Origin of the sequence: Arthrobacter terricola, assembly GCF_004354015.1 — a bacterium.
GTDB lineage: Bacteria > Actinomycetota > Actinomycetes > Actinomycetales > Micrococcaceae > Arthrobacter > Arthrobacter terricola.
In genome coordinates, this window is sequence record NZ_SMRU01000023.1 from 80764 (window position 1) to 102920 (window position 22157).

Below are 22157 nucleotides of genomic sequence, written 5' to 3' on the forward strand. Positions count from 1 at the left end.
AAGGTAAGCGTCTCTATGAATTCATCAACAACCGTCGCTGACGCGCGCCCGAAAACAGGGGAGGAAACGGCCTACAGACGGGCAAACCTGGCCGCACTTCCGGGTGGCGCATTCCTGGAAGGCCGTTGGGAGAGAGCCGAAATGATCCTGGAGGTCCGGGATCCGGAAGACGGCGTCCTGCTGGGCAACGTGTGTACCTCGACCCCCCAGGACGTACGGCGTGCCGTCGCGTACATTCACCGGCACCTTCAGGACGGTGAATGGGCCCTCCGGGACCGCCGTGAAGCTTTGGAACGCGCGGCAGTGCTCCTTGCGGAGCAGTCCGTGCGGTTCGCGGAAATCATTGCCGCGGAAAGCAGCAAGACCATCAACGAGGCCGAACGTGAAGTGGGCCGATGCATCGAAACGTTGCGGCTTTCCGCTGCCGCGTCGAGTGAGCTCACCGGAGAGACCATCGCTTTTGATGACAGCAAGGCCGGAGCCAACAAGATCGGCTGGTACAACCGGAAGCCGGTGGGAATCATTGCCGCCATCACGCCCTTCAACGATCCACTGAACCTGGTGGCGCACAAGCTGGGGCCAGCACTCATCGGGGGCAACGGCGTCGTACTTAAACCCTCAGGCCGCACGCCCCTGACCGGGCTGGCCTTCATCCAGCTGTTGCTGGAGGCCGGTGTCCCTGCCGGACGTCTCGCCGCGATCGTTTCCGGGCCAGGTGTCTCCGAGGCGATCGTGACGGACCCGCAGGTGGACCTCATTTCCTTCACCGGTGGCCCAAAAACGGCTGACCGCATCGCCGCGGCAGCGGGCGCCAAGAAGATCCTCTCGGAACTCGGCGGCAACAACGCCACGATCGTCTGCCCGGATGCCGAACCGGCGAAAGCCGCAGAGGCGATCGTGGCCGGTGCCTTCGGAGTGGCCGGCCAGAACTGCCTGTCCGTTCAGCGCGTCTATGTCCACATTTCGCTGTTCGACGAGGTTCTCGAACGCGTGATCCGGGGGACCGGCTCGCTCCGTGTCGGGCCGAAACTGGACCGGGACACGGACGTCGGCCCCCTTATTTCCGAAGCAGAGGCCCGCCGGGTGGAGGAATGGGTGGACGAGGCCAAGGCTGCCGGCGCTACCGTGCACGTTGGCGGGCAGCGCCGCAATGCCTTCTACGAGCCAACGGTCCTCACGGACGTGCCGGCGGACTGCCGGGTTATCCGCGAGGAAGTATTCGGTCCGGTGGTCAGCATTCTGCCGTTTATCCAGGTCGCGGACGCCATCCACGCAGCCAACGATTCCGAGTACGGGCTGCAAGCCGGTGTTTTCACTGAATCACTTGAGCTGGCTTTGGCGATTGCCGACAAGCTGCAGGTGGGCGCCGTGGTGATCAACGAGACCAGCGACGTCCGGATCGACTCGATGCCCTTCGGCGGGTTCAAGAAATCCGGTGTCGGGCGTGAAGGCGTCAAGCACGCAGTCCGTGAGATGAGCGAACCCAAAAGCACCATCATCAAACTGGCGGAACCGTCCACAGGGTGGCAGCAGCTGACGACCGCAGAACGGAATGCTTCATGAGTACCCACAAGATCGCGGTCATCGCGGGCGACGGGATCGGCAAGGAGGTTGTCCCGGCGGCCATCGAATGCCTGGAACGTATCGCTGAACTCCACCCGGTGAGCCTTGAATTTAACCATTTCGGCTGGGGATCGCACTACTACGCCGAGCACGGGCGGATGATGCCCCGTGACGGGCTCGAACAGCTGGCGGAGCACGAAGCGATCTTCCTGGGCGCTGTGGGCTCACCCTCCGTCCCGGACGCTGAATCCCTCTGGGGACTGTTGATCCCCATCCGCCGCGAATTCCAGCAGTACATCAACCTCCGTCCGGTGAAAACGCTCGACGGCGTGAAGTCGCCTCTCGCGTCCAAGGAACCTATCGATATTCTCATCGTCCGTGAAAACAACGAAGGGGAATACTCGGAAGTCGGCGGCCGCGCCTACCGCGGGCTGCCGCATGAAACCGCGGTCCAGGAAACCATTTTCACCCGGCTGGGAGTAGCGCGGGCCGCGCATTACGCAGCATCGCTCGCAGCCTCCCGGAAGGGCAGGCTGACCTCGGCAACCAAGAGCAACGGCATCATCCACACCATGCCGTTCTGGGACGAAGTGGTGGAAGAAACCACCCGCCTCTACCCCGACGTGACGCTCACCAGCGAACTCGTGGACGCGTTGGCCGCGCACCTGGTCCTGAAACCCTGGACCTTTGATGTCATTGTTGCCTCCAACCTCCTCGGCGACATCCTCTCGGATCTGGGCAGCTCCGTCACCGGCTCCATCGGCGTCGCCCCGAGCGCCAACCTGAATCCCGAAGGCGACTTTCCGTCCCTCTTCGAACCCGTCCACGGATCGGCCCCGGATATCGCCGGCAAGGGCTTGGCGAATCCCGTAGGCCAGATGTGGTCCGGAGCCATGATGCTCCGGCACCTCGGGCACCCGGAAGCTGCCGAGCACCTCCAATTGGCCTTCGAATCCGCCCTACGCGAAGGCCACGGCACCCGCGACGTCGGAGGACCGTCGTCGACGTCCGAATTCACTGCCGCTGTCGTGGCCGCCATTGACGTCATTGATGCCGTTGGCGCGAAGGACGCCACCGCAGAAGACAAGCCGGCAGCAGCGGCGTCGTCATGACGGCTACGGAACGCAAGCGGCCCGTCGTCGCCGCACTGTACCGGGATGATTTGCCGCCCCGGCTGCGGGAGATCGAGGAACTGGCGGAGCTCCGCCTTACCAAGGCCGACGGGCTCGCTGAGGCGATGGACGGCGCGGATGTGTTGTACCAGTGGCATTCGTTCTCACCCGCCTTGAAGGAGAATTGGGCTGCAGCCGCGTCGCTTCAGTGGATCCATGTCTCGGCGGCGGGCGTCAGCCAGCTCCTCTTCGACGAGCTGATCCGCAGCGACGTGACCTACACGAACTCCCGGGGTGTGCTCAGCCGGGCTATCGCGGAATTCGCACTCGGTTTCGTTTTGGATCTGGCCAAGGACGCGCAGGGTTCCTTCCGGCTTCAGCAGCAACAACGCTGGCAGCACAGAGTCACGCAAAAGGTCCAGGGCCAAAGTGCGCTGGTGGTGGGCACCGGATCGATCGGACGTGAAATCGCGCGCCTGTTCCGGGCCGTGGGAATGGAGGTCAGTGGTGCTGGCCGAACAAGCCGTCCCGGGGACGATCAGTTCGACTGGATCTACTGCTCCCAAGACCTGCCCGGCGTCGTCCATGACTTCGATTACCTTGTGCTCGCCGCTCCGTTGACCGGGCAGACCAGGGGACTGGTGAACTCAGATGTGCTTGCCTCGATGAAACCGTCAGCGCACCTGATCAATGTCGGCCGCGGCGAAATTGTGCACACCGGCGCGCTGACCGAAGCGCTGGCGTCCGGTTCCATCGCCGGTGCCGCCCTCGACGTCGTGCACCCGGAGCCCCTGCCTGAGGGACATGCGCTTTGGAGGATGGAGAACGTGATCATTACCCCTCACATGAGCGGTGACACTGAAGACTACCTCGATGACCTCGGCAAGCTGTTTGTGGAAAATCTGGGACGGTTCGTCAACGGCGAACCATTATTGAACGTGGTGGACAAGGCCCTCGGGTTTGTCCCCGTTTCCTGATCCCGGAAGCGTCCAAGGAGCCGCAAACATGCCCTCTATTGCCAAGGCGTATATCGCCACTTCGGCTACGTCCGCTCTGCAGCCCGGCGTCATTGAGCGTCGCGATCCAGAGGAGTTCGACGTCAGGATTGCCATCAAGTTCACCGGCATCTGCCATTCCGACATCCATACTGCGCGAGGAGATTGGGCAAGTGTCAACTTCCCTGTTGTTTTAGGGCATGAGATCTCCGGAATTGTGGAAGCCGTCGGAGCCAAGGTGACGCGTCATGCGGTGGGCGACCGGGTAGGTGTGGGTTGCTTCGTGGACTCCTGCCGTGAATGTGTCAATTGTCTGTCGGGTGAGGAGCAGTATTGCCTGGCCGGATCGGTGAGCACTTATAACTCCGTGGGCCGCGACGGCCGGCCAACGGCAGGAGGCTACTGCACGAGCATCGTTGTGGACGAGAATTATGTTCTGCGGATTCCCGAGGGCATTCCGCTCGAAGCCGCCGCACCGCTGCTGTGCGCCGGGATAACCGTGTACTCGCCCCTCCGCAACCGGGGCGAGGGTCCGGGAAAGCGGGTAGCCATCATCGGCATGGGCGGGCTCGGCCACATGGGCGTCAAGATCGCAACGGCACTGGGAGCGGAGGTGACGGTGCTGAGCCAATCGCTCAGAAAGCAGGAGGACGCCCTCCGCTTCGGGGCGGTTGCCTGCCACGCGACGTCGGATCCCGCCACTTTTTCGCGCCACCAAGGCTATTTCGATGTGATCATCAATACGGTCTCCGCGGACATCGACGTCGATCAGTACCTTTCCCTGCTCGCCCTGGACGGCACCCTGGTCATCGTGGGGCTGCCCTCGAAACCGCTGACGCAACGGGCCTGGTCGCTTGCCGGTTTCAGGCGCAATCTGGCTGGTTCAAAGATGGGCGGCATCAGGCAGACGCAGGAAATGCTGGACTTCTGCGCCGCGCATGGGCTCGGCGCCGAGGTGGAGGTCATTCCGGCCAGCAAAATAGACGAGGCATTCGACCGGGTCGTTGACAGTGCCGTGCGTTACCGCTTCGTCATCGATGCAGCGACATTCTGATTTTCCGTAGTTGGAGCGTCCTGGCGAGTCGCGAAGGGCCGGGTTCTGTCCGCTCTGGGGTTTGCGAGGCAAAGCACAGACGCACTGCGTTCCCAAACTGTCTGATCACAGAAGGTGCCGCGGCAGGGATGAATGCCACGCCGTTTTGCAGAGCCGGTTCGGAGAGTGGGTCTTGACCCTTGATCTTGGACACGCTGAGTCCAGCACTGTGCTGGAGAAGCGAGAATTCAAGGGATGGCAAAGAAGAGTTACACGGACGAGTTTCGTCGGCGGGCGGTGGACTTGTATGAGTCGACGCCGGGTGCGACGTTGCAGGGCATTGCGGCTGATCTGGGGATCTCCCGTGGCGCGTTGAAGGAGTGGGTGGACCGGCTTGGCTCCGGGGCGACCACTGCGGGCCTCGCCAGGACCGCCCCGCAGGCGCGGTCCGAGTCGCAGGCGGCGCGGATCGTGCGCCTGGAGGCGGAGCTGGCCGCGTCGCGTGCCGAACAGCGCAAGCTCGAGACGGAGCGGGACATCCTCCGACAGGCTGCGAAGTATTTCGCCGGGGAGACGAACTGGTGAACCGCTTCCAGTTCGTTGAGGACCACATGGACGCCTACGGCGTGAAGCGGTTGTGCGAGATCGTCGGAATCGCCCGGTCCTCGTTCTACGCGTGGGTCGCAGCGGCGCCCGCACGGGCGGCACGGGCAGCGGCGGATGCGGCACTGGCCAGGCGGATTCGGGTGCTGCAGGACCCGCAGCAGGGCGGGGACCGTGCGTACGGGGCTCCGAGGATCACCAGTGATCTCAACGACGGCGTCCCCGCCGGTGAGCGGGTCAACCACAAGCGGGTCGCCAGGGTGATGCGGGAGCACCTGCTCACCGGGATCCGGCTGCGCCGGCGGGTGCGCACCACGGTCCCGGACCAGTCCGGGCGCCGGTTCCCCGACCTGATAGGGCGGGACTTCAGCACGGGCGAGCCGAACCGCAGGTACGTGGGCGACATCACCTACCTGCCCATCGCGGACGGCACGAACCTGTACCTCGCGTCCGTGATCGACCTGGGCTCCCGCAAGCTTGCCGGCTGGCAGGTCGCCGACCACATGCGCACCGAACTCGTCGAAGACGCCCTCACGGCCGCAGCGCGGGAGCGTGGTTCACTGGCCCGGGCGGGTTCCATAGCGATCACGGGTCGGTCTACACCTCGAGAGCCTACGTGAAGCTCTGCCAGGACCTGTTGGTCACGCAGTCCATAGGCGGAATCGGCTCCAGTGCCGACAACTCGCTGGCGGAGAGCTTCAACGCGACCCTGAAACGCGAGCTCCTCGAAGGCCGGGCGGCGTTCCCCGACCAGGCCACCGCGTACCGGGCCGTGTTCCGCTGGGCGAACCGGTACAACACCCGCAGGTGCCACTCCGCGATCGGCAACATCTCACCCAACGCCTACGAAGCGGAGCGCACCGCTACGCTTGCAGAAGCGGCATAACCGAAATGACACCGTGTCCACGATCCGGGGTCAAGGCCCAGTTTCGACGTCAATGTGATCGCCCAGCGTGAGCCATAGGAAAAATCCTCCCTGGGGATTGGTCCATGTCGCGTCTGCGCTTGGGTGCCGCTGCAGGGGAGGTATGCATGGCCTTCATCCCCGCAGGTATTCACTCCGGAGTCGCTTTGGATGCGGCTCAAGGTTGCCCCGTCGAAGGAACCCGGCGACCAAGAGTTGGTTGGACCATTGGTGCAGGTGCCCATTGTCTGTCTGGCATCGATGAGTTTGGCTATGACCGAGGGATCGGCGTCCACGGTCCAGGCCCTGCATTCCTCCGCTCATCATGAGCAGCCGGTCCCCGGACGTGCGCTCGGTGGTCGTTTCGAGGTATTCAAGGAGTTCATCGCGGAGCGTCATTCGCCCCGGCGGCCCCATATGCGAATGCTGTGGCCCGGGCGCCGTCGTCACGCTCCGAGTTGCATGTGGACGGACAGGAGGACTGCGCACAGGGCAACGATTCCTACGCAGATCCGGGACGAGGAGTTGGTCCCAAATAGCCTCCTGCGCCTTCCGGTTTCATTGGACGGCCGGTTCTGCAAAAGGGTACTTGTGCTAGTCAGGAACCCCGCTGCGATGAGCATGACCAGGCTGACCATCAGACCTCCCGGTTGAAGGCTCCGGGATGGCCAGCACGTCCCGCTGCTGCCAGAGCCTCCCGGGCAGGTGCAGACAATGTCATGACGAGCAGCTCGTAGTCGTCCTCGATGTGGAAGAGCCGACGATCACCGATGGCGTCGGTCACCCAGATCATCCGGCCGTCTTCGGTCCGTTCGTCAATGGTGCCCATGTGGCACTGCACCCCGTGCCGGAGCAGGGTGACGATGTCTCCGCGCTGGAGGGATGTCCACTCGGATACCTGACTGGACGCAGGACCGCTTTGTCGCATCTTCATCTGCCTTTCCAGTTCGGCGGGGGATGAGGGATCACGAACAGTCTATCGTCGATTGTTGACAATTGCTAGACCATTGGAGTCCATAGTTTCAACCGGTGCGAACGCATTGTCGACAAGCGACCCGACGCCCTTCGCGAGAACGTCCAGCTGGGGCGAAAGTGACATCCAATGCTTTGAGTTCCGCTAATTGTAGGGGATTTCGGGAACCCTCCTGGAAGAGCCACGACCCTATCTTGCCGGCTCGGGACGAGCGGGGAAGCGGCGCGCGCCAAGGTTGTCGACAATTCCTAGTAAAAAAATCGTTGACAATCGACTATTTTCGGTGGCAATGTGTTCCACACCACGTCAATGTGTGTTTCGCATCACTTCTTGGATCAACTCCACCGCATCCCCTGACTAAAGGCAGTTTGCATCATGCGAAAAAACAAAGCAGTCCTCCTCGGCGCAGCAGGCGCCACCCTTGCGCTCACCATCAGCGCATGCTCGTTCTCCGGTGGAAACGGCAATGGCGCCGCCACCGGCAGCGCGAACGCCATCATCGACATGCAGTTCACACCCAGGGCGAACTTCGCCCTGGAGACCGACGACGCCTTCATCCTCAGCCAGATCGGTTGCCTTGAGACCCTCGTTCGCTACGACGAAGGCACCGGCAAGCTGCAGCCCTCCCTCGCCACGGCGTGGAAGCAGACGACTCCGACCACGTGGGACTTCACGATCAGGGACGGCGTCACCTTCCAGAACGGCACGAGGCTGACCGCGGCGAACGTCGCGGGCGCGCTCTCGCGCGCACTCCATGTCGAGACCCCTGCCCGGTCATTCAAGCCCAGCGTCGTCAGCGACGTCAAAGCACTCGACTCCAGCACCGTGCGCGTGACTTCACCGGCACCCAACGCCCTGATACCGTTCAACCTGGCCAGCGTGAACACCGGCATTCTTGCGCCGGAGGCATTCAAGGCCAACAGCGTCGACCCGATCGGCGCGTGCACCGGCCCGTTCAAGCCGACGGCCTACACCCCGGGGCAGTCGATGAAACTCGTCCGCAACGACCAATATTGGGGCACGAAGCCGGCCCTGGGCAGCGTCGAGGCCAAGTTCGTGCCGGACGGAGCGACGCGGGCGACCCAGGTGAGGACCGGCGAGGCCGACATCGCCCTGGGCATTCCGGCCTCGAGCCTGGCGGACCTCAAGGGTGACAAGAACGTCGTCGTGACCCAGACGGGCGCCCCCAAAACCAACGGGCTGTACCTGAACACATCCAAGGCGCCGTTCAACAACCCCGATGTCCGCCGCGCCATTCAACTCGCCATCGACACCTCGGCTATCTCCTCCCAGGTGTACGACGACACCGCACAGCCCGCCATCGGCCCCTTTGCCCCCAACGAGCCGTGGTCGCCCAAGGACCCAGCGGCGAAGCAGAACCTGGACCAGGCCAAGGCGCTGCTGAAATCCGCCGGGGTCGATCCCGGCAAGCTCAGCCTCGAGTTGCTCGGCTATACCGAGCACCCCGAGTTCCCTGACCTCGCGACGGTGATCCAGTCCGACCTTGCCAAGATCGGCGTGACCGTGAAGGTGCGGATCGCCAACTACGCTGCCATCGAGCCCAACCTCCTCTCGGGTCAGTACGACATGGCGCTGCTGTCGCGGAACCACCTGATCGACATCCCGGACCCTCTCGGGTTCCTCGCATCCGATTACACCTGCAAGGGCTCGTTCAACATCAGCCACTACTGCAGCCCGGAGATGGACAAGCTCATCGCCGACGCCGGCAGCAAGCCGGACGTGCAGGACCGGGACGCCATCTACGCCCGCATCGCCCGGAAGCTTCAGGATGATGCGGTCACGGTCTTCCTCGTGCACGAGCAGAGCACCGCCGTGGTGCGCGCCAATGTAAAGAACTTCACCATCGATCCGTTGGCGAGGGACGCCATCACCCCGACGCTCACAGTCGGCGGCTGAACGAAAGGAGAGCAAGGTGATCTTCTTGCTGAGACGCGTCGTCGTCCTCCTCGGCACGCTCGCCTCGGTGTCGTTCCTCGTGTTCCTGATCCCCTACATGACCCCCGGGGATCCCGCCCGGAAAATCCTCCAGGCCCGGACAGGGGAGCCGAACCTGGACCCCTCCGCGGTGGAGGCCGCCCGGGTCCGGTATGGCCTGGACAAGTCCGTGATCGAGCAGTACTGGAACTGGGTGCAGAATGCGCTCCACGGCGACTTGGGTCTGTCGTACACGAGCCGCACCGAGGTCTCCGGGCTGGTGGGCAGCGCGCTTGCGGTGACGACCTCCCTGGCCGTCACGGCACTCTTCATCGCACTGCTGGCGGCACTTCCCCTCGGGTCGCTGGCCGCGATCAGGCGCGGAAAGGCCTCCGACATCGCCATCACGACTGTCACCCAGGGCTTCGTCGCGCTCCCCGAGTACTGGGTGGCCCCCGTGCTCGTGCTCGTGTTCGCCCTCAAGTTCGGGATCCTGCCTTCCGCCGGATGGACAGGCCCGGTGTCGATGGTCCTCCCTGCACTGACCCTCTCGCTGCGCCCGATGAGCTACTTCACCCAGGTGACCCGCGCGTCGATGGTGGATGTGCTGGAGTCACCACACCTCACGGCCGCGCGCAGCCGGGGCCTGAGCTTCGCCCAAGCGATGCTCAGGCACGGGCTGCGAAACGGCCTCCTGCCCGTGGTGACGCTGTTCTCCATCTGGCTCGCCGGACTGCTGGGCGGCTCGGTCGTCATCGAGGTCATCTTCGCCGTCCCCGGAATGGGGAGGCTCCTCTACCAGGCCGTGACCGACGGCGACGTCCCGGTCATCCAGGCAGGAATCGTCTGCATCGTTGCACTCACTGTCCTGATCACCACGCTGACCGACCTGCTCTACGCGCTCATTAACCCGACGGTGAGGTCCTCGAATGTCCCGCGTTGAAAACCCTGCAGTTGATAATCCCGCAGTTGATAACCGCGCATCCGGGGCACTGGATGGCACTGTTGGCGCCGTGCCGTCGCCTGGCGCCTCGCGGATCCGGGGCTTGCGGCGCCTTCGGGCCTGGCCGTGGAGCCTGCGCCTGGGCCTGTTCGGAGTCCTCGCCGTGGTCCTCGTGCTCCTCGCCACGCCGTGGAGCGCCCCGTTCGACCCGGCACTCCAGGACCTGTCCAACCGGCTGGCGCCGCCCGGCGTCGTCCACTGGCTCGGCACTGACCAGCTCGGGCGCGATGTGCTGAGCCGGCTCATGTGGGGCGGCCGGTTCTCAGTCACCATCGCGGCCATCACCTTAACCATTTCCGCCGTGTTCGGCACCCTCTTGGGAATCGTCTGCGCCCGGACCAAGGGCGCGCTTGACGAGTTTGTCATGCGCGTATCGGACGTCCTGCTGGCCTTCCCCGAGATGATCGTCGCGATGTTCCTCGTGTCGATCCTCGGTGCCGGGTACGGCACCCTGATCCTGGCGCTGGCCGTCGCCGGATGGACGCCGTTCGCCCGCCTGGCACGCGCGCTCGCACTGGAGATCGACTCGCGCGACTTCATCGAGGCTGCCGGGAGCCTGGGCTTCCCGCGGACCTTCATCATCCTGCGCCACCTCCTCCCGAACGCGTTCAGCCCTCTCCTGGCCCATGCCTCGGTGCGCTTCGGGCACACACTCATCACGGTGGGTGCACTGTCTTTCCTTGGACTCGGCGTCGCGCCGCCGGACTCCGACTGGGGTTCGATGCTGGCCGATGGGCTGCCCTATATGTCACGCGCCGCGGGGCTGGTCATCTACCCGGGTCTGGCGATTTTCCTCACCGCCCTCGCAGTGACGCTGGCGGGCAGGGGCATCAATGTCCGGCCGAGGCGGCAGGGGCGAAGCTGACATGAACGCACTTTCAAAAAACACAGGAAGGGCAGGAACGACGGTGACAACGAGCTACGGGCGTGAAAACGTTAAATCCGAGGTGCCCAAGCGGACCCTCTCGTCAGTGGTCGCCTCCCAAATGCGGCGCCGGATCGTCGACGGGACCTACCCGCCGGGTATGCAGCTGAACGAGCAGGAGCTCGCCGCGTACTTTGAGACGAGCCGCGCTCCGGTGCGGGAAGGCATCCAGCGACTCGTCCAGGAGGGGCTGCTGGTGAGCGAGCCGCACCGCGGCGTCTTCGTGCCGGAACTGACCGTCGAGGACCTCGACGACATCTACTTCTCCCGCGCGGCAATCGAGCGGGCCGCGATGGTGAGAATCTCCGAACGCGGCCTGTCCGCCGCCGATATCGCGGCCCTGGAACAGTCGCTTGGCCAGATGGCAGTCGCGACCCGGCGACAGGAATGGCGGGACGTTGTCGCTGCCGACCTGCGTTTCCACGAACTTATCGTCAGTGCCGCCCGAAGTCCCCGCCTGTCGCGCATGTACGCCTCGCTCTTGGGCGAGTCGCGGCTCGGCCTGAACATGCTCGTCGGCAGCTTCGAGGGACGGGCGGACTACCTCGAGGAGCACCAGCGGATCTTCGACTACCTGGTCTCAGGAGATCGGTCCCTGCTGGTCGAGGAACTCGAGTCCCACCTGGGAACAGCCCTGAACACGCTGCACAGACACTACGCCGAGGCCGCCGAACCACCGCAAACCCCGTTCGGCGCCGCGGCCACATCGAATGTGCGTGCTGCCGGGGCGCGCCGAAAGCCAGGAGGAAGTAATGACTGACACCCTTACAATCAGCGGTCTCACGGTCGAACTCGGCCCGTTCGGCTCGCCGCCGATTTTGGACCGGGTCTCGCTCACGGTCGGGCCGGGGGAGATCGTGGCCCTCGTCGGCGAATCCGGGTCCGGGAAGAGCATGACCGCGATGTCCTTGATGCGCCTGCTGCCACCCGGGGCGCGCATGCGCGCCGACGCTATCAGGCTGGGAGACATCGACGTGCTCCACGCCAGCGAGCACGAGATGAACCACATCCGCGGCGCACGGATCAGCATGCTGTTCCAGCAGCCCAAACGGATGCTCGACCCCACCGCCACCGTGGGCGCCCAGGTCGCCGAACCGCTGCGCCTGTGCCTGGGCCTGAGCCGGTCGCAGGCGCACGCCCGGGTCATCGAGCTCCTCGCCGACGTCGGCATCGCCGAGCCGGAGCGGCGCGCGCACTCATACGCCCACCAGCTTTCCGGCGGCATCGCGCAGCGCGTCATGATCGCCATGGCCTTGGCCGGACAGCCCGACGTCCTGATCGCCGATGAGCCCACGACGGCGCTGGACGTCACCGTGGAGGCCCAGATCCTGCAGCTCATCGCGGCGAAGCGGGCGAAGCTGGGCATGTCTGCGCTCTTCGTCTCCCACGACCTCGGAGTCGTCTCATCCATCGCGGACCGCATCGCGGTCATGTACGCCGGCCGCATCGTCGAGGAGGGGACCACCCGGGAGATCCTCCATTCCCCGCAGCACCCGTACACCAAGGCACTCGTCAAGTGCGCGATGCTCGAGCCGGAGGAAGACGGGTCCCTGTACACGATCCCGGGCGACGCGAACGCTGCCCGGGCAGTATCGCACGGATGCCGGTTCCGCTCACGGTGCCTCGTCTGCACGGACGAGCATCTTGAGCAGAAGTGCGAGAACGAGGAACCCGAGCTCGCCGGGTGCGGCAGGGCCGGGCACAGCTCACGCTGCTGGTCGACGATCGAGACGAGGACGGCGGGATGAGCATGCTCCGCACGGCATCGGCCAAGAACACGGCTCAGCCACCCGCCGTCGACATGGTGGTGCTGGACAACGTGGTCAAGCACTTCCGCCTCGCCCGGAAAAAACTGTTCGGCAGGCCCGAGTCCGTCCGTTCAGTCGACGGGATCAGCCTGCGGGTGCGCGCCGGCGAAGTGCTCGGCCTGGTCGGGGAATCGGGCTCAGGCAAGAGCACACTGGCCCGGGTGATTTTGCGGTTGCTCCCCACCGACTCGGGAACCGTGGGCATCGACGGCCAGGACGCCTCCCAAGGGGGCAGGGTCTTTCTCAAAAGCCTTCGAGCCAAGGCACAGCTGGTCTTCCAGGATCCCCACGCCGCGATGGATCCCTGCATGACCATCGGGGTGGGCCTGGCTGCGGTCCTGCATGACCATCGGGGTGGGCCTGGCTGCGGTCCTGCGTACCCACGGGATCGGCACGAGGGCAGACCGGCGCGCGCGGGTCGTGGCAGCCCTGGCGGAGGTGGGACTCGATGCTTCCTACCTGGACCGGTATCCGGGCGATTGCTCGGGCGGCCAGCTCCAGCGCGTCGTCATCGCGCGTGCGCTCCTCACCAACCCCACGCTCCTGATCTGTGATGAGCCGACGTCGGCCCTGGACGCGTCCGTCCAGGCCAAGGTGCTCAACCTGCTCGCCCGGCTGCGCAGGGACCACCGGTTGACGATGGTCGTGATCTCCCACGACCTGCGGGTCGTCCAGTACGTCAGCGACCGCGTCGCAGTGATGTACCTCGGCCAGATCGTGGAGACCGCGGACCGGGAGGACCTGTTCCACGGAACGCTGCACCCCTACACCATCGCGCTGCTCTCCGCCGCGCTGGTCGCCGACGAGAAGCACCCCGAGCAACTTGTGGCGGCCGGGGAGCCCCCATCGCCGATCAACCCACCGACAGGATGCCGGTTCAACACCCGATGCCCGCTTGCCACCGATAAGTGCCGCACGGACATGCCGGCGCTGCTCGAAGTCGCCCCTGGCCATGAGGTCCGGTGCCACCGATGGACCGAGTCGCGTGCACTGCTTATCCAGAGAAATTCCTAGACCCAACACAAATCCCTAGAACGGAGAACCAAGAACATGAGCATTGAAACTGTCATCGTGCATCACGAGCCTCAGGGAACAGGCCTTGCGGCTAAATTGAACTGGCTACGGGCCGGCATACTTGGTGCAAACGACGGCATCGTCTCAGTTGCCGCGGTCGTCGTCGGCGTCGCAGGCCTTACAAGGGAGACTGGTCCCATCCTTGCTGCGGGCATGGCCGCCGTTGTGGGCGGCGCCATTTCGATGGCCCTCGGTGAGTACGTTTCCGTCAGCAGCCAGAGCGACAGCCAGAAGCAACTCATCGCGAAGGAGACCCGGGAACTGCGTGAGAAGCCGGAGGAGGAATTCGCCGAGCTTGTGGGGATGTACCGGTCAAAGGGGCTGTCCGAAGAGACAGCGTCGAGGGTCGCCTTGGAGCTTACGGAGTCGGACCCGCTGCGTGCACACCTCGATATCGAACTTGGCATCGATCCCGACGAGATCGTGAGCCCGTGGCATGCCGCCATCGCATCGGCGGTCTCGTTCCTCTTTGGCTCGATCCTCCCGATACTTTCGATCCTCCTGGCCCCCGCACCGATCCGCGTCCCTCTGACATTCGCGATGGTCCTCATCGCCCTCTTCCTCACCGGCTGGGTCGGCGCGTGGATCGGCGGCGGCTCGAGGCTCAGGGCCTCCGGCCGGGTCGTCGTCGGAGGCGCTCTTGCACTGGCCACGACGTTCGCGATCGGAAGCCTGCTGGGCACCACGGGCATTGCCTAGCATCGCCTGTGCAGGCGTTGCCGGCTGACAAACAAGAGGAGCGCGGATGAAGCAGGAAGACCGGGTCGTGGTGGTCGGCTCCGGGATAGCCGGTGCGGCATGCGCCGCGACGCTGCGGGAGAGGGGGTACGACGGCGGCGTCACGGTAGTGCGCGGGGAGGACGCCTTGCCGTACAACCGCACGGCCGTGAACACGACGATGTTGTCCGCGGGGCACTCCCACGTCGAGCTCACCCTGCCTGAGGCGCAAACGCCCGACGTCGAGTGGCTCGCCCGGGACGAGGCCGAGGCATTGGACCCCGCGCGCCGGGAAGTCCGGCTGGCCAGCGGCAAGCTGCTTCGATACCGCGCCCTGGTGATAGCCACCGGCGTGCGCGCCCGGCCCTGGCCAGGGAGCGCCTGCCCGGTGCCGGAGCGAGTGGTGACCTTGCGCACCTCGGCGGACGCAGCACGCATGAGGTCGCTGCTCGGTTGGTCCGGGAAGCCCCTTGGGCGCCATGGGCGCGTGATCATCATGGGTGCAGGGTTCATCGGAGGTGAAACGGCAAGCCTGCTCAGCGGGGCAGAAGTGGAAGTGGACCTGGTTGCAAGGCAGCCGGTACCCATGTCGGACCGGCTCGGCCGCAATGCCGCCTCATGGCTCCTCGAGCGCCACAACGAACATGCGCACCCGCACGTGGGGCGCACGGTCGCCGGCTGGACCAGCGGCGAGGACCGGGTCATGGTCCGTCTTGACGACGGACGCCGGCTGGCCGGCGACCTGCTCCTGGTGGCTGCGGGCAGCCTCCCCAACACCGAGTGGCTCCAGGGCAGCGGGCTTGACGTGGAGGACGGGGTCGCCGTCGACCCTTCGCTGCGGGCGATCGGGGCCGACGGGGTCTACGCGGCTGGGGATGTGGCCAGGGTCGCGACAACTCCGCGAGCCCGACGCACCGAGAACTGGGCCAGCGCTCGGGCCCAGGGCCGGCACGCCGCCCGTTCGGTCCTCCACGACCTCGGCCTGGGCGAGGCGCCCGGGCCGTTCTCGGAACTGCCCGTCTACACCAGCAAGATGTACGGGACAAAGCTGACATTGCTTGGGGAGACCGGCGCCGGCCTGCGCCAGACCGCCATCCCCGGAGATGTTCCCGGGCCGCCGACGACGGTCTTTACCGACGAGCGGGAACGACTCCGGGGTGCCGTCGCAATGGGCGTCCCCCAGTTCGAGGACTCGCTTGTCGAGGCCGTGCGGCACAGGATTCCGCTCAGCGGCCTGCTTCCCGCGGCCGCTGTCGGCAAGGTTCACAACTAGGCCCCGCCGCGCAGCCGGCCTTCAGAAGTCCGGAGGCCGGCTTGCGCCACGAGTTCGGCCAGCCATGGCCGATGCCCTTGATGAAAAAGCATCCCCGGCGGAAGTCCCTGCACGGTGGGAACCGAATCTGCGATGTCAATGGTTACCCGGCCGCCCGCCATCGGGGCGTTGGTGATGTGCAGGTCGCCGTAGGAAGGCGGCAGCTTCGGGTCCATCCAAAACCCGCCGCGGGAAACATGGGTGTCGTACCTCATCAGGCTCGTGATTAGCTGGATGGGCGAAGCGGCTGCCCATGCCTGAGGCGAGCACGCAGTGGGATAGGGCACGGGCTCCCTGTACTGGTCCCGGCTGAATCCGCAGAAAAGCTCCGGGAGGCGGCCTTGCGAGTAGTCGGCAGCTTCAAACAGGGCAGTCGCAATCCGTTGAGCCTCCTCGACGAATCCGTAGCGCATCAGGCCGGCGGCGATGACGGCGTTATCGTGCGGCCAAACCGAGCCATTGTGGTAGCTGGCAGGATTGTAGGCGCCCATGTCGCTGGCAAGGGTCCGCACGCCCCAGCCGCTGAACATCTCAGGGGACATCAACCGTTCGGCGACCAGTGGCGCTTTGTCCTCGTCTACGAGGCCGACCCAAAGGCAGTGCCCCATGTTCGAGGCGCAGGCATCCACCTGCCGTTTGTTGCCATCCAAGGCTATGGCGTAGTAACCGCGGTCGGGCATCCAGAACTGCTCGTTGAACCGTTCCTTCAAGCGGGCAGCCCGGCCGGCGAGTTCGGTCGCCAAGGCGCCGTCACCGGCGTCGTAGGCCATCCAGGCCCGTGCCATGTAGGCGTCATAGACGTAAGCCTGGACTTCGCAGAGCGCGATGGGCGGTTCTGCGAGAGTCCCGTCGGCGAAGTTGATCCCGTCCCAGGAGTCCTTCCAGCCCTGGTTGATCAAACCCCGGTCGTTGAGGCGCTCGTACTCGACGAAGCCGTCGCCGTCCCTGTCGCCGTAGTCCCGGATCCAGTTCAAAGCCCTGTCCGCGTGGGGGAGCAGGGCGGCGATGGTGTCCTGGGCAAAGCCCCAACGGCTGACCGAGCCCAAGACCGTCACGAAAAGGGGAGTCGCATCGATGCTTCCGTAGTAGATGGCCTTGCCTCCCAGGGCCAGGCTGCTGGAGACGTCCAGCCTCACCTCATGCAGGATCTTGCCCGGTTCCTCCTCGGTAACGGGGTCGACCACCGTCCCTTGCCGGTCCGCCAAAGTCTGCAGCGTGCCCAGTGCCAAGGATGGATCAACCGACATGGCCATCTCCGAGGCCCACAACGAGTCACGGCCGAACAGCGTCATGAACCACGGAGCGCCGGCTGCCACCACGATCCTCTCCGGGTGGGCCGGGTCCTCGATGCGAAGCGCGCCCAGATCGTCGTAACTGCGCCGCAGCGTCCGTTCGATGGCGTGGTTTCCCATATGGAGAACGGGAATCCTGGCCACCCATTCTTCCCGGCGGCGGTCGCTGCTTGAGAGTTCGCCGGCTGCGGGATGAACCACCGTCGTCGCCGGTACCATTCCGTCAAGCACCGGCGTCACGGTGAGCACCGTTTTCCATTGGCCTCGCGGCGGGATGGTCGTTCGGTACGTCAGCGACCCGGGGGCGACATCGGCACCGTCGGATTTGATGACGACAGCCTTCCTGATGTCCTGCCAACTGGCGCGGATGAAAAGTTCATCCTCGCCCGGCTGGCGGGACTCGTTCCATTGGCGCTGGATCCGCGCTTCCTTCACCTCGAACACGTCCGCGAAATCGCAAGCTACGCTGACCGAGATCAGGCATTCCTTTGGCTCCGTGGAGTGGTTATGCACCGTAAGGTATTCCAGGAGTCCGACGCCGACTTCACGAATGCGTTCCACGATCAGGGGACTGTCCGAGTATCCCTCCGCCCGGGTCACGCGGCCTGCGAACACTGCCCGGTAAGGCTCCCTGGTTTGGGCCGTCAGCGGTTCCAGCGACTGGCCGTTGATGGTCAGGTTCCAACGCGACAGGACACGTGTGTCCTGGACGAAAAACCCATGCGGTGAATCCGGATGGATATCCCCGTTGGGCAACGAGATGCAAAACGACGTACCTTCCACCAGGGTGACCGTCCCGGCCCCGAGCGGGCCGGCCGCCGTGTCAGCATTCCATCCAGCCATTGTCGGCTCTCCTTCAAGAACCCGTCCCAGGCGGCCTCGGCCTCTCATCAGCCGCGCTGACCGTTCCTGCTGGATCCTCACACCGACGCTACTCCTGCCCGCGATTGCAGGACAGGGAGAGGCCGGTCCGGGATTCAGGCGCCGTTCTAATCAAAAATTTTCCTCGCGGCACTATCGTCGATTGTTGACAATTGTTAGGATCAAAGGCGTGCTTTCCCAAAGGCGGGAGCACTTTCGAAGGGCGCAGCCCAGAAGGAGCAACAATGGTCAAGGCCACTGTCATGAGTGACGCAAACACAACGAACCCGGGCGAGCACAGTCCCAAAGCAACTTCCAGCACCGCAGGCCAGACGGAGGTGTCCCTGCGGCTTTGGGCCCGCGAAGGGCTGAAGACGGGCATCTGGGAGGTAACTCCGGGAACGTTCACCAGCACCCGCCCAGGCTATGACGAGATCTGCCAGATCCTGAGCGGAACAGCAACAATCACGGAAGAAGACGGAAGCAGTTTTGACGTCGGCCCGGGTTCCTTGTTCGTAACGCCCGAAGGGTGGCGGGGCACCTGGACGATTCACGAAACCCTCCGGAAGATGTGGGTTGTGAGCGATCTTCCCGCCCGGTAACAGCGGCCTGGTCGGATGGAGAAGCGGTCCCGGGACAAGGAGCAATTGTTCCGGGGCCGCTTGTTCACACATCAAGGCCGGCACGACGTGGTTTCATGGCCAAATGTTTGTGAAAACAACAACTGTAGACAATGCGATGGACATCATGACCCCGACCCCGCTGCGTCAGCAACAGTCCATACCCTCCCTCGGCCGTGGCGGATGCTGTCCCTGTTCGGCTACTTCGCCGGCCTCTCCGCGGCCATCGGCACCACCGTGGCGTACGCAGCGGTGGTACGCCCGGCGCTGCGAATACCGGGCAACGAGGGTGGCGATGTCGAGATCCTCCGTCGCCGGACTGCGATTTCCTTGGCCTGGGACGGGTATCCTCGCGGATCTTTCCATTAGCCGGTCCTTGTCTGAAAATTTCATCGGTCCGCTTCGCTGCGCACCGTCCTTCATCCGTCACCGGTGAAGACGAGACGCCATGAACCTGAACCGTGACCGGGGAGAAGGTCCATGACCCGAAGCTCGTGTGTTGCGCTGTTGCGTGCCCGGACACGCCAACCGGGCGGTTCACCCAGGGCGTCCGGAAGACTTGTTGCGGAACCGGGCTCAATCATCCAGATGGAGCCTTCGTAGCGGACCGCAAGGGGCTGCGCGCAGGAGTCGAAACGGACCCGCACGTCGGCGCCCGGGCCGTCCGCCCCTGTCGGGATGATCATCATGCGGAGCTAGTTTCCGGGTTTCGCGGTGACGATGCGGTTCCGGCCCAGGCTTTTCGCCTCGTACAGCGCCCGGTCCGCGGCTTCCACCATCGGTGCGAGGTCGCCGCCGGCGGTGGAACTGGTGGCGATGCCGTAGCTCACGGTCGGGAAAGTGACACCCTGCGGGGGCTTGGCCGCTGCGAGGTGGCTATTGATGGTCTCGGCGATGATCCAGGCGCTTTCCTGCTGCGCGCCGGGGAGCAGGATGATGACTTCTTCCCCGCCGTACCGGCCGGCAAGGTCCGTGTGCCGGATCGAGGCACTGCACGCGTCGGCGAATGCCTGAATCGCCGCGTCCCCGGCGGCGTGGCCGTGGGTGTCGTTGATGGCCTTGAAGTGGTCCAGGTCGGCGATGATGAGCGTTGACACCGATCCCGCGGCGTGCTGCCGGCGTACTTCCCGCCCGGCCTGTTCCTCGAAGGTGGTGCGGTTAAGCAGCCCGGTCAGTCCGTCCCGGCTGGCACGGTCGTTGAGGGCGTTGATGAGCTGTTCGTTGCTCAGCGCCGTCATGCTGAAGGACACGGTGACGAGCATGACGATGGTGAGCATAGAGGTGAACGCGGAACTGAAATAGGTGGTGAACTCCGGCCCGTCGGGCCCTTCCCTGACATAGACAAAGGTGCGCACCGCGAAGTACAGGGCCAGCAGCCCGGCGGAGGCGGCCAAGGGCTGGTGCGCCCTGGACTCCGAGGGCTTGAGCAGTGCCAGTTCCCTGGCTGCGAGACCCATCACGACTGCCATCAGTGCCAAGTACACCACGCCTCCTGACCAGGCATCGGAGGCCGGATTTTCCAGTRCCGAGGCGACGGCGGTGACCACGGGACCGGACAGGAGCAGCCACGCCCGTGTCCGGCGCAGGTGCAGGGACCGCGACCCGGCCCAGATACTGGAGGCACCGGCCACGATCAGGGCGTTGCCCAGCGGGTCCGCCCAGACCTGCTGGGTGGTGCCGGTCAGCAGGTAGGCGATGTTCCCGGCCATCAGGAAACCCAGAGACAGGCACCACCACCCGCTGTACGCCGACCCGGTGCGCCGGTACGAGTTGTAAAACAGCGCGCCCRACGTCAGTGCCACCACACCGAGCGTGAGCTTCAGACTTTCAACGTCGAGAACCATTGGCGTTCCTCCCCGGATGGAAACAGGGTATATGCCGCGCGGCCGGCGCGGCGGGTGAACCGGTCGGCACGTTCAGTCATGTTTCCGGCCGGCACGGAACCCGAGGACGGCGGACGCGGCCACGGCAAGGAGGCATGTTGCCGCCGGGATAAAGAACGCGTCGGTGATCCCGGCGGTCTGGGCGGCCAGGCCGAGCAGGAGGGGGAAGAGGACGACGGAGAGCCCGGCGGCGAGGGAGACACGGGACATGGCGAGCGTGGACAGGGACCGGGGGAGTGCCAGGGCCGCGGCGGTTGCGAGCTGGGTCGTGCCGGAAATGCCGAACCCGAACACCATCAGTGCCGCGAGGGGAACAACCGGCGGCCATCCTGACCGTGCGGAGAYGATCAACGCCGTGATCCCGAGGAGCGCGGCAAGGGTGCAGGCCGTCATGAGCCGTTCCACCGGGGCCCGGCGGCTCAGGAACGACCAGAGGGCCTTGCCCAGGATCTCGACGCCAAGGAACAMACCGAGGGCCATGGYCGCCCACTGCACSGGGATCCCGGCGGCTCCATGGAGGAAGGACGCTCCCCAGTAGATGACCGCCCATTCCGTGGCGCTGCAMAGGAACARCAGTCCCACCCAGGCCCGGAACACGCGCGGGAGGTTCCCGCCGTGACGGGGTGCGTCCGGGTCCTGGTGGCTGCCCTTCTCCGGCATCGGTGTTGTTCGCAGCAGCGGGAGGARGCAAGCCAGCAGCAAGAGCGGCAGGACGAGTCCGGAACGCCAGCCAAGGAAGGGAACTCTCGAGCAGGCGGCGATGGCGAACGGGGCGAGGGCTCCGAAGAGGCTGCTGACGACGGCCGCCTCGCCGAGGGCGATCCGCCGGTTCGCACCGTGCCGGTCCGACAGGGCCGACTGCAGCGTGATGTTCAGAACACTTCCCGCCGCTCCGAGCAGGAACGCCGCGGCAAAGCTCACGGCAAGGACCGTGGCGCCGAGTCCCAGCGCCCCGAGAGCCAGCAGCAGCGCGGCAACGGGTACGGTCGTGCGGCGGGAGTAGCCGGCGCCGAGCCGGTTCCAGAACATGCCGGCCGCGATGATCCCTGCGGCCGCGATGCTCACGTGGACCCCGAGAAGACCTGCCGCCCCCGGGTCTTCTGCCGAGCGGTAGGCGATGAACGGTGCCAGGACGGAGCGGCTGAGCATGAAGAACCCGAGGGCCAGGTAGGCCGTGAGGGTGAAGCGGTCCCTGGCCCAAGGGGGTGCTGCTGTTTTCTGTTCGACGCTCAGAGCGACTCCCACCCCGCGGTGGCGGCGGCCCTGACACGCGCGCCTTTCGCGGCGGCCGCGTCCCGCCAGCCAGGGGTGGTGTCGGCGAAGAATTCCCAGACTTCGCTCAGGGTGGAGGGTTCCTCCCAGGGCTTGGGTTTCCAGACGAAGTGGAGCACGGCCAGTGTCCCGCCGACGCCGTTCAGTCGGACCTTCATGCCGGGGTCGAGGCGGGCCGTCTCGAGGTTGGTGAGCAGCCTCGGGGACGCGATCCGGTATCCGCTGGTCCCGAAATGTTCGTTGAAGTAGGAGTATTCGGCGCGGCTGTTGAA

At 65.1% G+C, this 22157-nt stretch carries 20 protein-coding genes and 2 pseudogenes; 16 read left to right on the forward strand and 6 right to left on the reverse strand.

The features are described 5' to 3' along the window. Positions 1–15: 15 nt before the first annotated feature. From E1809_RS18265 to E1809_RS18285, 5 genes and pseudogenes are all read left to right on the forward strand, one after another. Positions 16–1563, forward strand: coding sequence for an aldehyde dehydrogenase family protein (locus E1809_RS18265; protein WP_133205663.1), 1548 nt, complete (start codon positions 16–18; stop codon positions 1561–1563). Further along, positions 1560–2675 carry a tartrate dehydrogenase gene (locus E1809_RS18270; RefSeq protein WP_133205664.1) on the forward strand — a complete coding sequence of 372 codons (1116 nt, stop codon included), beginning with the start codon at positions 1560–1562 and terminating at the stop codon, positions 2673–2675. The genes E1809_RS18265 and E1809_RS18270 overlap by 4 nt, the downstream gene beginning before the upstream one ends. Then, positions 2672–3652: a D-2-hydroxyacid dehydrogenase gene (locus E1809_RS18275; RefSeq protein WP_133205665.1), complete on the forward strand. Its 981-nt coding sequence runs from the start codon at positions 2672–2674 to the stop codon at positions 3650–3652. Before E1809_RS18270 ends, E1809_RS18275 begins: the two co-directional genes overlap by 4 nt. A gap of 28 nt (positions 3653–3680) precedes the next feature. Further along, on the forward strand, positions 3681–4724 hold the full coding sequence (locus tag E1809_RS18280) for an NAD(P)-dependent alcohol dehydrogenase (RefSeq protein WP_133205666.1): 1044 nt from the start codon (positions 3681–3683) through the stop codon (positions 4722–4724). 234 nt (positions 4725–4958) lie between these two features. Then, positions 4959–6192, forward strand: a pseudogene (locus E1809_RS18285) (IS3 family transposase). A 655-nt stretch (positions 6193–6847) separates the two neighbouring features. Here the strand turns inward: E1809_RS18285 and E1809_RS18290 are convergent. Then, positions 6848–7144, reverse strand: coding sequence for a hypothetical protein (locus E1809_RS18290; RefSeq protein ID WP_133205667.1), 297 nt, complete (start codon positions 7142–7144; stop codon positions 6848–6850). 414 nt (positions 7145–7558) lie between these two features. Between E1809_RS18290 and E1809_RS18295 the strand changes: the two genes are divergently transcribed. From E1809_RS18295 to E1809_RS18330, 9 genes and pseudogenes are all read left to right on the forward strand, one after another. Continuing rightward, positions 7559–9100, forward strand: coding sequence for an ABC transporter substrate-binding protein (locus tag E1809_RS18295; RefSeq protein WP_133205668.1), 1542 nt, complete (start codon positions 7559–7561; stop codon positions 9098–9100). 16 nt (positions 9101–9116) lie between these two features. Next, complete coding sequence (locus E1809_RS18300) at positions 9117–10061, forward strand: ABC transporter permease (RefSeq protein WP_235835674.1); 945 nt, start codon at positions 9117–9119, stop codon at positions 10059–10061. After that, positions 10048–10986, forward strand: a complete 939-nt coding sequence (locus tag E1809_RS18305) for an ABC transporter permease (RefSeq protein WP_133205669.1) — start codon at positions 10048–10050, stop codon at positions 10984–10986. The genes E1809_RS18300 and E1809_RS18305 overlap by 14 nt, the downstream gene beginning before the upstream one ends. 43 nt (positions 10987–11029) lie before the next feature. Further along, the gene (locus tag E1809_RS18310; protein WP_205754245.1) at positions 11030–11806 is read left to right on the forward strand and encodes a GntR family transcriptional regulator; all 777 of its coding nucleotides are present in this window, start codon (positions 11030–11032) and stop codon (positions 11804–11806) included. Further along, positions 11799–12794: an ABC transporter ATP-binding protein gene (locus E1809_RS18315; protein WP_133205671.1), complete on the forward strand. Its 996-nt coding sequence runs from the start codon at positions 11799–11801 to the stop codon at positions 12792–12794. Before E1809_RS18310 ends, E1809_RS18315 begins: the two co-directional genes overlap by 8 nt. Positions 12795–12847: 53 nt before the next feature. Next, positions 12848–13087: pseudogene (locus E1809_RS28015) on the forward strand (ATP-binding cassette domain-containing protein); the annotation flags it as partial. Positions 13088–13196: 109 nt separating this feature from the next. Further along, positions 13197–13868 (forward strand): oligopeptide/dipeptide ABC transporter ATP-binding protein, encoded by a 672-nt coding sequence (locus tag E1809_RS27775; RefSeq protein WP_205754246.1) that lies wholly within the window; start codon positions 13197–13199, stop codon positions 13866–13868. 36 nt (positions 13869–13904) lie between these two features. After that, positions 13905–14627 (forward strand): VIT1/CCC1 transporter family protein, encoded by a 723-nt coding sequence (locus E1809_RS18325; RefSeq protein ID WP_133205672.1) that lies wholly within the window; start codon positions 13905–13907, stop codon positions 14625–14627. 46 nt (positions 14628–14673) lie between these two features. Beyond that, positions 14674–15918 (forward strand): NAD(P)/FAD-dependent oxidoreductase, encoded by a 1245-nt coding sequence (locus tag E1809_RS18330; RefSeq protein WP_133205673.1) that lies wholly within the window; start codon positions 14674–14676, stop codon positions 15916–15918. Here E1809_RS18330 and E1809_RS18335 read toward each other — a convergent pair. Continuing rightward, on the reverse strand, positions 15915–18092 hold the full coding sequence (locus E1809_RS18335) for an amylo-alpha-1,6-glucosidase (protein ID WP_133205674.1): 2178 nt from the start codon (positions 18090–18092) through the stop codon (positions 15915–15917). The genes E1809_RS18330 and E1809_RS18335 overlap by 4 nt on opposite strands. Positions 18093–18355: 263 nt before the next feature. Here E1809_RS18335 and E1809_RS18340 point away from each other — a divergent pair, with 263 nt between their 5' ends. After that, positions 18356–18712, forward strand: coding sequence for a cupin domain-containing protein (locus E1809_RS18340; protein ID WP_133205675.1), 357 nt, complete (start codon positions 18356–18358; stop codon positions 18710–18712). A gap of 201 nt (positions 18713–18913) precedes the next feature. Beyond that, the gene (locus E1809_RS18345) at positions 18914–19099 is read left to right on the forward strand and encodes a hypothetical protein (protein ID WP_133205676.1); all 186 of its coding nucleotides are present in this window, start codon (positions 18914–18916) and stop codon (positions 19097–19099) included. Positions 19100–19149: 50 nt separating this feature from the next. Here the strand turns inward: E1809_RS18345 and E1809_RS18350 are convergent, their stop codons facing one another. The 4 genes from E1809_RS18350 to E1809_RS26800 all read right to left on the reverse strand — a co-directional run. Next, positions 19150–19419 carry a hypothetical protein gene (locus E1809_RS18350; protein ID WP_133205677.1) on the reverse strand — a complete coding sequence of 90 codons (270 nt, stop codon included), beginning with the start codon at positions 19417–19419 and terminating at the stop codon, positions 19150–19152. Between the two features lie 6 nt (positions 19420–19425). After that, the gene (locus E1809_RS18355; RefSeq protein WP_133205678.1) at positions 19426–20574 is read right to left on the reverse strand and encodes a GGDEF domain-containing protein; all 1149 of its coding nucleotides are present in this window, start codon (positions 20572–20574) and stop codon (positions 19426–19428) included. Between the two features lie 72 nt (positions 20575–20646). Beyond that, the gene (locus tag E1809_RS18360) at positions 20647–21858 is read right to left on the reverse strand and encodes an MFS transporter (protein WP_165962381.1); all 1212 of its coding nucleotides are present in this window, start codon (positions 21856–21858) and stop codon (positions 20647–20649) included. Beyond that, on the reverse strand, positions 21843–22157 hold a 315-nt coding region (locus tag E1809_RS26800), incomplete at its 5' end, for a hypothetical protein (RefSeq protein ID WP_165962382.1). The genes E1809_RS18360 and E1809_RS26800, both read right to left, overlap by 16 nt.

Bases quoted from the DNA above. Each gene is read 5' to 3' on its own strand.
- E1809_RS18265 (WP_133205663.1), top strand. From the start codon at position 16: ATGAATTCATCAACAACCGTCGCTGACGCGCGCCCGAAAACAGGGGAG.
- E1809_RS18270 (WP_133205664.1), top strand. From the start codon at position 1,560: ATGAGTACCCACAAGATCGCGGTCATCGCGGGCGACGGGATCGGCAAG.
- E1809_RS18275 (WP_133205665.1), top strand. From the start codon at position 2,672: ATGACGGCTACGGAACGCAAGCGGCCCGTCGTCGCCGCACTGTACCGG.
- E1809_RS18280 (WP_133205666.1), top strand. From the start codon at position 3,681: ATGCCCTCTATTGCCAAGGCGTATATCGCCACTTCGGCTACGTCCGCT.
- E1809_RS18290 (WP_133205667.1), bottom strand. From the start codon at position 7,144: ATGAAGATGCGACAAAGCGGTCCTGCGTCCAGTCAGGTATCCGAGTGG.
- E1809_RS18295 (WP_133205668.1), top strand. From the start codon at position 7,559: ATGCGAAAAAACAAAGCAGTCCTCCTCGGCGCAGCAGGCGCCACCCTT.
- E1809_RS18305 (WP_133205669.1), top strand. From the start codon at position 10,048: ATGTCCCGCGTTGAAAACCCTGCAGTTGATAATCCCGCAGTTGATAAC.
- E1809_RS18315 (WP_133205671.1), top strand. From the start codon at position 11,799: ATGACTGACACCCTTACAATCAGCGGTCTCACGGTCGAACTCGGCCCG.
- E1809_RS27775 (WP_205754246.1), top strand. From the start codon at position 13,197: ATGACCATCGGGGTGGGCCTGGCTGCGGTCCTGCGTACCCACGGGATC.
- E1809_RS18325 (WP_133205672.1), top strand. From the start codon at position 13,905: ATGAGCATTGAAACTGTCATCGTGCATCACGAGCCTCAGGGAACAGGC.
- E1809_RS18330 (WP_133205673.1), top strand. From the start codon at position 14,674: ATGAAGCAGGAAGACCGGGTCGTGGTGGTCGGCTCCGGGATAGCCGGT.
- E1809_RS18335 (WP_133205674.1), bottom strand. From the start codon at position 18,092: ATGGCTGGATGGAATGCTGACACGGCGGCCGGCCCGCTCGGGGCCGGG.
- E1809_RS18340 (WP_133205675.1), top strand. From the start codon at position 18,356: ATGGTCAAGGCCACTGTCATGAGTGACGCAAACACAACGAACCCGGGC.
- E1809_RS18345 (WP_133205676.1), top strand. From the start codon at position 18,914: ATGCTGTCCCTGTTCGGCTACTTCGCCGGCCTCTCCGCGGCCATCGGC.
- E1809_RS18350 (WP_133205677.1), bottom strand. From the start codon at position 19,419: ATGATGATCATCCCGACAGGGGCGGACGGCCCGGGCGCCGACGTGCGG.